At 71.5% G+C, this 11,988-nt stretch carries 10 protein-coding genes; 4 read left to right on the plus strand and 6 right to left on the minus strand.

What is annotated here, in order from left to right:
• Positions 1-50: 50 nt before the first annotated feature.
• From KBC94_RS01330 to KBC94_RS01345, 4 genes are all read left to right on the plus strand, one after another.
• Positions 51-527 carry an Lrp/AsnC family transcriptional regulator gene (locus KBC94_RS01330; protein ID WP_294365529.1) on the plus strand — a complete coding sequence of 159 codons (477 nt, stop codon included), beginning with the start codon at positions 51-53 and terminating at the stop codon, positions 525-527.
• A gap of 102 nt (positions 528-629) precedes the next feature.
• On the plus strand, positions 630-2,141 hold the full coding sequence (locus KBC94_RS01335) for a DegQ family serine endoprotease (RefSeq protein WP_294365530.1): 1,512 nt from the start codon (positions 630-632) through the stop codon (positions 2,139-2,141).
• A gap of 271 nt (positions 2,142-2,412) precedes the next feature.
• The gene (locus KBC94_RS01340; RefSeq protein ID WP_294365531.1) at positions 2,413-3,162 is read left to right on the plus strand and encodes an acetoacetate decarboxylase; all 750 of its coding nucleotides are present in this window, start codon (positions 2,413-2,415) and stop codon (positions 3,160-3,162) included.
• Between the two features lie 65 nt (positions 3,163-3,227).
• Positions 3,228-4,010, plus strand: coding sequence for a 3-hydroxybutyrate dehydrogenase (locus tag KBC94_RS01345; RefSeq protein WP_294365532.1), 783 nt, complete (start codon positions 3,228-3,230; stop codon positions 4,008-4,010).
• Here the strand turns inward: KBC94_RS01345 and KBC94_RS01350 are convergent.
• The 6 genes from KBC94_RS01350 to KBC94_RS01375 all read right to left on the minus strand — a co-directional run bounded on the left by KBC94_RS01350 (position 4,000) and on the right by KBC94_RS01375 (position 11,823).
• Positions 4,000-4,968 (minus strand): bifunctional helix-turn-helix transcriptional regulator/GNAT family N-acetyltransferase, encoded by a 969-nt coding sequence (locus KBC94_RS01350; protein WP_294365533.1) that lies wholly within the window; start codon positions 4,966-4,968, stop codon positions 4,000-4,002. The two genes, KBC94_RS01345 and KBC94_RS01350, sit on opposite strands and share 11 nt — an antisense overlap.
• Before the next feature lie 69 nt (positions 4,969-5,037).
• Complete coding sequence (locus KBC94_RS01355) at positions 5,038-8,157, minus strand: efflux RND transporter permease subunit (protein WP_294365534.1); 3,120 nt, start codon at positions 8,155-8,157, stop codon at positions 5,038-5,040.
• Between the two features lie 13 nt (positions 8,158-8,170).
• Complete coding sequence (locus tag KBC94_RS01360) at positions 8,171-9,301, minus strand: HlyD family efflux transporter periplasmic adaptor subunit (RefSeq protein WP_294365535.1); 1,131 nt, start codon at positions 9,299-9,301, stop codon at positions 8,171-8,173.
• On the minus strand, positions 9,298-9,852 hold the full coding sequence (locus KBC94_RS01365; RefSeq protein WP_294365537.1) for a hypothetical protein: 555 nt from the start codon (positions 9,850-9,852) through the stop codon (positions 9,298-9,300). The genes KBC94_RS01360 and KBC94_RS01365 overlap by 4 nt, the downstream gene beginning before the upstream one ends.
• Before the next feature lie 22 nt (positions 9,853-9,874).
• The gene (locus KBC94_RS01370) at positions 9,875-11,329 is read right to left on the minus strand and encodes a TolC family protein (protein WP_294365539.1); all 1,455 of its coding nucleotides are present in this window, start codon (positions 11,327-11,329) and stop codon (positions 9,875-9,877) included.
• A 146-nt stretch (positions 11,330-11,475) separates the two neighbouring features.
• A complete protein-coding gene (locus KBC94_RS01375; protein WP_294365540.1) occupies positions 11,476-11,823 on the minus strand; it encodes a hypothetical protein in 348 nt (115 codons plus the stop codon).
• Between the last annotated feature and the right edge of the window lie 165 nt (positions 11,824-11,988).

Raw genomic sequence — 11,988 nt, forward strand, 5'->3', positions numbered from 1 at the left:
TCGACCCGGAGGCTGCGGCATAAACTGCCGCCGAACAGCTTGGATGCCGCATGAATAACTTTCCACTCGACACCACGGACCTGCGCATCCTCGACGAGTTGCAGCGCGACGGCAGCCTGTCGAACGTGGAGCTGGCCCGGCGCGTGCATCTGTCGCCCTCGCCGTGTCTGGCGCGCGTGAAGGCGCTGGAGGCCGCGGGCGTCATCGCCCGCTATGTGGCGCTGTGCAGCGCGCCGGCCCTCGGCCTGGGCCTGAACGTGTTCATCTCCATCAGCCTGCGCACGCAGAGCAAGGAGGCGCTGGCGTCCTTCGAACGCCGCATCGCCGAGCATGAGGAGGTGATGGAGTGCTACCTCATGACGGGCGACAGCGACTACCTGATCCGCGTCGCCGTGGCCGACATGGCGGCACTGGAGCGCTTCATCCTGGAGCAGCTCACGCCGATCCCCGGTGTCGAGAAGATCCGCTCCAGCTTTGCGTTGAAGCAGGTTCGCTACAAGACCGCACTGCCCCTGCCGCGGCATTGACCGGGGCGGCCTGCAAGGCCGGCCTGGGGGTTTAAGTCGTGCCTAAGCGATGGCTTCCACAGTCACGCCATCGCAACTCGACACGCAGCCAGGAGGCTCACCATGAACACCCACACGATCCTGCAATCGCCCAAGCGGCTGGTGATCGCCCTTGCTGCCGCAGGCGTGCTCGGCGCCGCGGCCGGCGGGGCCTACACCAGCGCCCATGCCCTGGGCTCCGCGCCCCAGCCGCCCGTTGTGGCCGCAGCGCCGATGGTGGCGCCCATCGCCGCGCCCGACTTCTCGGTCATCACGGCCCAGCAGGGCCCGGCGGTGGTCAACATCAGCGTCTCGGGCATGACCAAGACGGCGCTGGACACCAGCGGTGACGACGACGACAGCGGCAGCGCCGCCATGCCACCCGGCATGTCGCCCAACGATCCGTTCTATCAGTTCTTCCGCCAGTTCGGCGGCGTGCCCGGCCATCGCCAGGGGCCCCAGCGCTCGGTGCCGACGCGGGCCGAAGGCTCGGGCTTCATCCTGAGCCCGGACGGCCTCATCCTCACCAATGCCCACGTGGTCGATGGCGCCAAGGAAGTGACGGTCAAGCTCACCGACCGCCGGGAATACCAGGCCAAGGTGCTGGGCGCCGATCCCAAGACCGACGTGGCGGTGCTCAAGATCAATGCCAAGGACCTGCCCACGGTCAAGCTCGGCAGCCCCAAGGACCTGAAGGTGGGCGAATGGGTGCTGGCCATCGGCTCGCCCTTCGGCTTCGAGAACAGCGTGACGGCCGGCGTGGTCAGCGCCAAGGGCCGCTCGCTGCCCGACGACGGCTTCACGCCCTTCATCCAGACCGACGTGCCGATCAACCCCGGCAACTCGGGCGGCCCGCTGTTCAATGCGCGCGGCGAGGTGGTGGGCATCAACTCGCAGATCTACAGCCGCAGCGGCGGCTACCAGGGCGTCTCGTTCTCGATCCCGATCGACATCGCCATGCGCGTGAAGGACCAGATCGTCGCCACCGGCCATGCCGACCATGCCAAGCTGGGCGTGGCCGTGCAGGAGGTGAACCAGGCCTTTGCCGATTCCTTCAAGCTCGACAAGCCGCAGGGCGCGCTGGTGTCGAACGTGGAGAAGGGCGGGCCTGCCGACAAGGCCGGCCTCCAGTCGGGCGACGTGATCCTGAAGGTGGACGGCGCGCCGATCACCACCTCGGGCGACCTGCCGGCCATCATCGGCCAGATGTCGCCGGGCCAGAAGGCCAGGATCGAGGTCTGGCGCGATGGCGGTGCCAAGGAACTGACGGCCCAGCTGGGCAACGCCAGCGAAAAGACCAAGGTGGCCAAGGCCGACGAGACCGTCGGCAAGGGCAAGCTGGGTCTGGCGCTGCGCCCACTGCAGCCCCAGGAGCAGAAGGAGGCCGGCACCAACGGCGGCCTGCTGATCGAGGACGCACGCGGCCCCGCCGCCAGTGCCGGCATCCAGCAGGGCGACGTGCTGCTGGCCATCAACGGCACGCCCGCCCGGAGCGTGGACCAGGTGCGCGAAGCCGTCGCCAAGTCCGACAAGTCGGTGGCCCTGCTGATCCAGCGCGGCGACGAGAAGATCTTCGTGCCGGTGCGCATCGGCTGACGGGCACCGGGCCCGGAGGAAGCGCCCGAGCACCGGCGCTTCCTCCGCGGCCATGTTCCACAGGAGCCGACCGGTGCCGTGCGCGCCGGTCGGCTCTTTTCTGCCGGCAGAGCGCAGCCGGTGGCCGGGCCCGCGCAACGTGGTCACCTGCGCGCCCGGGGCGTCGGCGTAGGACGGCGCCGCTTTCGCGTCGCCACGCTGGCGACTTCAGCTTGCGCTAAGTTGTGCGACGCAGCATGAAGACTCACCATCCACTTTGCCCCCGTACCCCATGAAAGCCTCGGACCTGCGCGAACGCGCCTTTGCGATGCCCTTCACCAGCCCGGCCTTTCCGCCTGGCCCTTACCGCTTCGTCGACCGGGAGTTCATCGTCGTCACCTACCGCACCGATCCCGACGCCTTGCGCGCCGTGGTGCCGGAACCGCTGGAAATTGCAGAGCCGGTGGTCAAGTACGAATTCATCCGCATGCCCGATTCCACCGGCTTCGGCGACTACACCGAGTCGGGCCAGGTGATCCCGGTGCAGCTGCGCACCGCCAAGGGCGTGGAGAAGGGCGCGTATGTGCATGCCATGTACCTGAACGACCATCCGCCCATCGCCGGCGGGCGGGAGTTGTGGGGCTTTCCGAAGAAGCTGGCCACGCCCCGATTCGGCTACGAAACCGATGTGATCGTCGGCACGCTCGACTACGGCGCCGTGCGCGTGGCCACCGCCACGATGGGCTTCAAGCACCGCACGCTCGATCACGGGCCGATCCTCGACGCCATCGCTCAGCCCAACTTCCTGCTCAAGATCATTCCGCACGTCGACGGCACGGCCCGCATCTGCGAGCTGGTGCGCTACCACATGGTCGATGTGCAGCTCAAGGGCGCCTGGACGGGCCCCGGCTCGCTGGAGCTGCATCCGCATGCGCTGGCGCCGGTCGCCCAGCTGCCCGTCCTGGAGGTGCTGTCCACCGTGCACTACATCGCCGATATGACGCTGGCGCTGGGTACCGTCGAACTCGACTATCTGAAGTAGTCGGCCACGCGCCGGGCCTCGAGCCCCTTTCCCATTTCTTCAACCTCGCATCGAAAGGAACCCCCATGCAACTCAAGGACAAGGTCGCCTACATCACCGGCTCGGCCAGCGGCATCGGCAAGGAGATCGCGACGCTCTTCGCGCAGGAGGGCGCCAAGATCGTCATCGCCGACCTGAACAAGCAGGCAGCGGAGGCGACGGCCGCCGAACTGAAGGCGACGGGCGCCCAGGCCATCGGCGTGGCGGTGGACGTCACCGACGAGCAGCAGGTCGATGCGTCCGTCGAAGAAGCCGTCAAGGCCTTCGGCGGCATCGACATCCTGGTGAGCAATGCCGGCATCCAGATCGTGCACCCCGTCGAGGAATTCGGCTTTGCCGACTGGAAGAAGATGCTGGCCATCCACCTGGACGGCGCCTTCCTCACCACCCGCGCCTGCCTCAAGCACATGTATGCGCAGGGCCGTGGCGGCAGCGTGATCTACATGGGCTCGGTGCACTCCAAGGAGGCCTCGATGCTCAAGGCGCCCTACGTCACGGCCAAGCACGGGCTGATCGGCCTGGCCAAGACGGTGGCCAAGGAAGGCGCCAAGCACGGCGTGCGGGCCAACGTGATCTGCCCCGGCTTCGTGCGCACGCCGCTGGTGGAAAAGCAGATTCCCGAGCAGGCCAAGACCCTCGGCATCTCCGAGGAGGAGGTGGTGAAGAACGTGATGCTCAAGGAGACGGTGGACGGCGAGTTCACCACGACCGACGACGTGGCGCGGGTGGCGCTGCTGTTCGCGGCCTTCCCGAGCAATGCGCTGACCGGCCAGTCGCTGGTGGTCAGCCACGGCTGGTTCATGCAGTGAGCGTCATCGACCAGCGCTCGGCCACCAGCGGGCCGCTGCCGTAGCCCTCGTGCGGCTCGCTGGTGTCGAGCGCAAAGCCGCGCGCGGCATACAGGGCGCGGGCGGCTTCGAGGCAGCTGTGGGTCCACAGGATCATCTGCTTGTAGCCACGGGCGCGCGCGAAGGCGATGCATTCGTCGACCAGCTTGCCGCCCAGGCCCAGGCCGCGCGCTTCGGGCTTCAGCACCAGCAGGCGCAGCTGCGCCACCCCGGGGCTGTGGCGGATCACGAAGACGGCGCCCACGCGCTGGCCGTCCAGCTCGGCGATCCAGCCCTTCTCCCATGCCGGGTCGTGGGTGCGCAGCCATTGGGCGGCGATGTCGGCGACGGCGGCCTCGAAGCGGCCGTCCCAGCCGTACTCGCGGGCATAGACCTCGCCGTGCTGCTGCACCACCCAGCCCAAGTCGCCCGGGGCAGGGTCGCGCAGCACGGCGGTGCGAAGGGGCGCGGGCTTGGCTTCAAACAGGGTCTCCACCCGTGCAAGTGCTTGGACCAGTTCGTCGCGCGCGGCCGGCGCGAGCGGCGCCAGCAGGGCGGCCGCGGCATCGCGCGAGCGCTGCTGCAGCGGTGAGAAGGCCACATGGCCCGCCTCGGTGAGCGACAGCCGCTGCTGCCGCGCGTCACGCGCATCGGTGGCGCGGGCCAGCCAGCCCAGCGATTCGAAACGCTTGAGCAGGCGGCTGAGGTAGCCCGCATCCAGGCTCAGCGCCTGGGCCAGCTCGCGGGCGGTGAGGCCGGGCTGGTGCGCCAGCTCGTAGAGCACCCGCACCTCGGTCAGCGAGAGCTCGCTGCCGAGGTAGGGCTCCAGCACGCCGATGCGCTGGGTGAAGAAGCGGTTGAAACGGCGCAGGGCCTTGACGGCATCCACCGGGACGGCAGAGGCGGCGGGCGACGAGGCAGAAGCGGGCAACTCAGGCATGCGTGCCATTGTCAACCAATAAAGTTGACTAAAGCAACAAAATCCGCCTTTGCCTTGCCTCGCGCGTCCTCAAAGCGCTTGCGTGTCCCCATCCGCCGCCAGCCGCTCGGCGCTCCGGCGGCCGAACAGCCAGAACAGCGCCGGCGTCAGGAAGGTGTCGAGCAGCGTGGCGCTCACCAGTCCCGAGAAGATCACCACCGCCACCGGATGCAGCACCTCGGTGCCGGGCCGCTCGGCCTCGAACAGCAGCGGTGCCAGCGCGAAGGCCGTCACCAGCGCCGTCATCAGCACCGGCGACAGCCGCTCCAGCGAGCCGCGCGCGATCATGCGCGGCCCGAAGGCCTCGCCCTCGAAGCGCATCAGGTTGACGTAGTGGCTCACCTTGAGGATGCCGTTGCGCACCGAGATGCCCGCCAGCGTGATGAAGCCCACCAGCGCCGCCACCGACAGCGGCTGCCCCGACAGGGCCAGGCCCGCCACCGCCCCCACCAGCGCCAGCGGGATGTTGGCCATGATGAGCACCGACAGCACCGCCGAGCGGTAGCGGCTGTACAGCACCACGAACATCAGCGCCAGCGAGACCAGCGACAGCAGCCCGACCAGCCGCGATGCCTCCTCCTGCGCCTGGAACTGCCCCCCCAGGGTGATGAAGTAGCCGGCCGGCAGCGGCGTCTGCGCCACCGCCGCCCGCATGTCGGCCACCACGTCGGACAGCGGCCGGCCCGAGGCGTTGGCCGAGAGCACGATGCGCCGCCGGCCGTCGTCGCGGCTGACCTGGTTGGGCCCGTCGCCCTCCTCGATGGTCGCCAGGCGCGACAGCGGCACGGGGCCCAGCGGCGTGTCGATCAGCAGCCGGCCCAGGCCGTCGACGGAGCGCGCCGGCTCGGGCAGGCGCAGCACCAGCGCGAAGCGGCGGCCGTCCTCCACGATCTGCGACAGCTTCTCGCCCTCGACCATGCGTTCGAGCGTCTGCAGCACCTGCGGCGCCGGCACGCCGTATTGGGCGGCGCGGTCGTAGTCCACGCGCACCTTGATCTGCGGCGCCAGCACCTGCTTCTCGACCTCCAGGTCGGCCACGCCGGGGATGGCGGCCAGCCGCGCCCGCAGCAGCTCGGCCTGGCCGCGCAGCACGTCCAGGTCTTCGCCGAAGACCTTGATGGCGATCTGCGCCCGCACGCCCGAGAGCATGTGGTCGATGCGGTGCGAGATCGGCTGGCCGATGCCGATGGCGGCCGGCAGCGGGGCCAGCCGCTGGCGGATGTCGGCGGTGATGGCGGCCATGGGGCGCGTGAGTTCGCTGGCGGGTTTGAGGCCCACGTCGAGCTCGCTCACGTGCACGCCCTCGGCATGCTCGTCCAGCTCGGCCCGGCCGCTGCGGCGGCCGACGTGCGTCACCTCCGGCACCTGGCGCACCAGGCGTTCGGCCTGGCGGGCGAGGGCGCTGCTCTCCTCCAGCGTCACGCCCGGGTTCAGCCGCAGGCCGACGAGCAGCGTGCCCTCGTTGAAGGGCGGCAGGAAGGTGGTCGGGAAAAAGGGCACGGCCACGGCCGCGGCCGTCACCGCCACGGCCGCCGCGGCCACCGCGATGCGGGGCCGGCGCAGCACCGCCTCCAGGCCGCGCGCATAGCGGGCCTTGAGCCAGGCCAGCAGCCGCGTGTCGCCGTGCTCCAGCCGCTTCATGCGCGGCAGCAGCCAGTAGCTCAGCACCGGCGTCACCGTCACCGACACCAGCAGCGAGGCAAGCGTGGAGACGATGAAGGCGATGCCCAGCGGCACGAAGAGCCGGCCCTCCAGCCCCGGCAGCGCGAACAGCGGCACGAAGACCAGCACGATGATCACCGTCGCATAGAGGATGGCCGAGCGCACCTCCATCGAGGCGCGTGTGACCACCGTCAGCACACCCAGCCGCTCGGCCTCGGGCCGGGCGCGGTTCTCCTTCAGGCGCCGCATGATGTTCTCCACGTCCACCACCGCGTCGTCCACCAGCCCGCCGATGGCGATGGCCAGGCCGCCCAGCGTCATGGTGTTGATCGACAGCCCGAAGGCGCGGAACACCAGCGCCGTCGCCAGGATGGAGACCGGAATGGCCACCAGCGCGATGAGCGTGGGGCGCAGCGTGCCCAGGAAGAAGAACAGGATCAGCGCCACGAACACCGCCGCGCCCACCAGCTTGCCCTGCAGCGTGTCGATGGAGGCCTCGATGAAGCGGGCCTGGCGGAACGTGACGCGCGGCTTTTCCATGCCGGGCGGCAGTGCGGCGGCCAGGCCGTCCAGCGCGGACTCGATCTGCCGCGTGAGCGCGATGGTGTCGGCCGCCGGCTGCTTCTGCACGCCCAGGATGACGGCGGGCCGGCCTTCGAAGCCGGCGTCGCCGCGGCGGATGGCGGGCGCGAAGTCCACCTGCGCCACCTGCTGCAGCAATATCGGCTGACCGTTGCGCGCGCCCAGCGCCAGGCGGCGCAGGTCGTCCAGCCGCGCGGTGCGGCCCAGGTGGCGGATCAGGTACTCGCGACCGTTGAGCGACAGGAAGCCGCCCGAGGTGTTGGCCGCGAAGCCGCGCAGCGCGGTGGCCAGCGCATCGGCCGAGATGCCCAGCTGCGCCATGCGCGCCGCGTCGGGCTGCACCTGGAACTGCCGCACCTCGCCGCCGATGGGGATCACCTGCGCCACGCCCGGCACCGACATCAGCCGTGGGCGCAGCACCCAGTCCGCGTACTCGCGCACCAGCATGGGCGAGATCCGCTGCGGATCGACCGGAATGGCGATCTGCATGATCTCGCCCATCACCGAGCTGACCGGGCCCATGCGCGGCACGGTGCCGGCGGGCAGGCCTTCCTCCATGGCCGACAGGCGTTCGGACACCAGCTGCCGGGCGCGGAAGATCTCGGTGCGCCAGTCGAAGGTCACGTACAGGAAGGACAGGCCGGCCGAGGACACCGAGCGCACCGTCTCCACGCCGGGCAGGCCGCTCATGGCGGTCTCCAGCGGGAAGGTGATGAGCTGCTCCACCTCTTCGGGCGCCATGCCGCCGGCTTCGGTCATGACCGTCACCGTGGGCTTGTTGAGGTCGGGGAACACGTCCACCGGCGTGCGCGTCAGCGTGTACGCGCCGTAGGCCATCGCCGCGAGGGCGAGCACGATCACCAGCAGCCGGTTGCCCAGGCTGCGTTCGAGGAGCCACTTGAACATGGTGGGTGCGGCCTCAGCGGATCTGGTTGATGAGCGTGGCGCCGTCGGTGACGACGCGCTCGCCGGGCGCGACGCCCGAAGTCAGGGCCACGCGCAGGCCGTCCAGCGGTGCGGTGGTGACGGTGCGCGGCGCGAAGCGCTCCGGCGCCGTCTTGACCCAGACGATGGTTTCGTTGGCCGCATTGCGCATCAGCGCGGCGCGCGGCACGGCAATCGCCTCGTGCGTGCTGCGGCTGTGCACCTGCAGGCGCACTGGCTGGCCCACGGCCAGCGTCGACAACGCTGCGCCCTGGGCGCGGAAAGCCAGCGGCAGGGCCTGGTCGCGCAGCGCGCGGGCGGCGCCCACGAACTGCAGCGGCACCTGCGTGCCGCCGACGGCGAGCGAGGCGCCGCCGATGTCGCTGGTGAGCGCCGGGTCGTAGGCCAGGGCCTCGATGCGCAGGCGCGCCGGGTCGACGATCTCGAACACCAGCTCGCGCGCGTCGACCACCTGGCCAGCTACGACGGAGGAGGACGCGATGACGCCCGTGGTCGGCGCGACCAGCGCATCGCGGCCCGACAGTCCGGTGCCGATGGCACCGGCCCGCTCGCGGGCGGCCGCCACTTCGCTTTCGAGCGCCTCGATCTCCTTGCGGGGCACGGTGTCGGCCAGCTCGCGCAGGCGCGCCAGGCGCTTTTCGGCGAGTGCACCGGCGGCCCGCAGCTCGGCCAGCTGGGCGGCCTGCGCGGCCCGCTCCAGTGGCGCGGCGGCCGGTTGCACCCAGGCCAGCACCTCGCCCTTGCGCACGGCCTGGCCGGGCTCGGGCAGGCCGCGCGGGCCGGGCACGATGCGGCCGGCGACCAGGGCCTGTACCTTGCCGCCGCTCTGCGGATCGCTGACCACGCGGCCGTCAAGCTCGATGCTGCGCGGCAGGGCGGCGAGGGTGGTGAAGACGGTGCGCACCGCCAGCTGGCGCTGGCTGGGCTTGGGCAGGAAGACGCTGCCGTCCGGCAGGCGCTGTGGGCCATTGGCGGCTGCGGCCGGCGGTGCGCCGCCGTGGTCGTGGCCAGCGTCGGCCAGGGCGCCCGTGGGCAGGGCCAGGGAAAAAAGGAGGGCGAGCGTGGCGGTGAGCTGCCGCGGGGTAGAAGAAGGAAAGCGGTTCATGCAGCGGCTCCGTGGGCGGGACGGCGGCGCAGCAGCCAGGCGGCTGCGGCGAGGAGGATGACGAGGGCTGCGGCGCCCCAGGGCAGCAGGTGGCGCCAGGCGGGGGTGGCGTCGGCGTCGTGGTCATGGCCATCGGCGGCCTCGATGTGCCATTCGCCATGCAACTCGTCGCGCGTGTCGCCCACGCTCAGGCGGGCGAGCAGCGGCAGTTCACCGGTGGCCTCGGCCGTGGCCTCGTCCAGTTCGGCTTCGTACGTGCCTTCGCCGTGCGGCTTGGCGACGAAGTCCTTCTCACCGATGCGCAGCGCGATGCGGGCGTCGTTCACAGGCTGGTTGTCGCCATGGCGGTCCAGGTAGAGCGTGAGTTCATGGCCCTGGCGCACGCCGACCAGCTCGAAGGCCTCGGATTCGAGGGCGAAGCGGGGCAGGGCCGCTGCGGCCGGTGCGGCGGGGGCCGCGTCGTGGCTGTGGCCTTCGTCGGCCAGCGCGGCGGGCAGGAAGATGGCGGCGGCCAGGGCCAGCGCGGTGCCTGCAAGGAATTGGAAGTTCATGGGAGGGTTGGGTGTCGGGTTGTCATTCGGGCAGCAGGCCCAGGGCCTGGCGCCATTGCGAGATGGCGGCCGCCAGCTCGATGCGGCTGGCGGCCAGCTGGCGGGCGGCGTCGCCGGCTTCCTGCGTGGTGCGCAGGCGCGTGGGCAGGTCGGATTCGCCGAGGCGGAAGGACTTCTCGATCAGGCCCAGGGTCTGGCTGGCGAGGGCGTCGCGCTCCTCGGCGGCGGCCAGGCGGATGCGGGCCGCGTCCACGCGGGCCCGGGCGGCCTGCTGTTCGGCGGCGAGGCGGCTTTCCTCCAGCCGCCACTGCGCCTCCAGCTCGATGGCCTCGGCCAGGGCCGTGGCCTGGCGAGCCTCCTGCCGCGCGCTTGCGCCGAAGGGAATGCGCAGGCCCACATTGAGCGTGCTGCGCGCCGGCTCGTCGGCGCTGCCGCGCTCGCGGGTGGTGCCCAGCGTCAGCTCCAGGTTGCCGGCGCCCTGGCGGGCCGCCAGCTCGGCCTGGGCACGGGCGATGGCGAGGCGCTGGGCGAGTTCGGCCAGGGCGGGGTGGGCCACGGCGGGCGCCCCGGGCTCGGCGCGCGGCTCGGGTTCTGCTTCGGCGCCGACGTCGTCGACCAGGCGCGCGGGCCCGGCTTCGGACCCGGCGGTGCCGCCGGTCGGCGTGGACCTGGACGCCACCTCGCCTTGCCGGTTGGCCGGTGCCGATTCGGCGGGGATGACCGTCTGTCCGATGCCGGCCTGCAGCAGCGCCGCGCCGGTAGCGCCTGTGGCTGCACCCGTCAGGGCCTGCCAGCGGAGCGCGGCTTCGACCGTCGCGCGCGCGGCCTCGGCCTGCACCGCGCGGGCGGCAGCCACCGTGCCCTGCGCCTGCAGCAAGTCGCTGCGCGCCTGGTCGCCCGCGCGCCAGCGGCGTTCCACGTCGGCGGCCAGGGTGCGGGCATGGGCCAGTTGGGCATCGGCCACCTGCTGCTCGATGCGGCCGCGGGCCCAGGGCCACCAGGCCTCGCGCAGCGCGCCGGCCAGCCGCAGCCGTGCAGCCTGCTCGCGCACGGACACGGCAGCCGCCTCGGCCTGCGCCACGGCCTGGCCGCGGCTGCGCTCGCCCGGCCGCCAGAGCGGAATCGCCAGGCCGGCCTCCCACTCGCGCTGGCCGTCGTTGGCGTTGGCGCGGTCGGTGCGGTGGGTGAATTCGAGCGCCATCGGCTCGGGCGTCCAGGCCGACGCGGCGCGCTGGCCGGCCTCGGCCGCCTGCTGGCGCGCCGCCAGCGCACGGGCTTCGGGCTGACGCGCCCAGGCCTGTTCGAAGGCCTGCCGCAGCGGACCGGGTGCCGCGGGGGCGACGGGGGCCGGCAGCGCCGGCGGTTGGGCCAGCGCCGAGGGCGCCAGCAGAAGCCCAAGCGTCAGCGCGAGCCACGGCCGCCAGGCAGGGTGGGGCCGGGGCGACAAACGCCACGGCCAAGGGGGTGTGAAGGGCATTCCAGTTCTCCAAGGCAAATCGATGTGCGAGGGAGACCGGCAGGCCGCACGCGCCCCCGGCGGGGGGGCGCGCGCATGCAGCGTGTCACTGGCGCGCCAGGCGCGTCAGGCGGAAGGGAAGGGGGTGAAGCTGCAGGCCTTGCCGGTCAGGCAAGGCCAGGCCATTGGGGCCGTTCGGGTGGGGCCAGCGCGCGCACCGCCAGCGGGGCGGCGGCGCCTTCGCGCAATTCGGCCTTGGGAATGGCCGGGGCCTCGGGCGCGATCGCGGTGGCCAGCGCGACGCAGTGTGCGTGGCAGTGGCCGCAGTCCAGGTGGCCCAGCGCGGGTGGCGTGCCCGGCTCGTCGTCGTTGTCGGCGACGTCGAAATGCTGGTGCTCGTGGTGGCCCAGGTGCGCCGTGCCGCCGGCCTCGTGCTGGCAGTAGGCCTTCAGCGCAGCAACGCTGAACTGAAGCGGCATCAGGACCAGCAGGAGGATGAAGAAAAGGCGGCGCACGACGGGCGCGGATTCTAGGGGTGGCCCGTGTCCCGCTCGCGCGGCTTCCCTTCGGGATGAGGGGAGAAGGCCCCGGCCCTTAAAATCGTCGCCTTCTTTCCGCCCGGGCGCCAGCGCGGTTCCCGAACGCAGCATCGCAGCGCAGCGCCGCCCTCCCGCGGCGCC

The organism is Pseudacidovorax sp., from assembly GCF_017991995.1.
Lineage (GTDB): Bacteria > Pseudomonadota > Gammaproteobacteria > Burkholderiales > Burkholderiaceae_C > Xenophilus.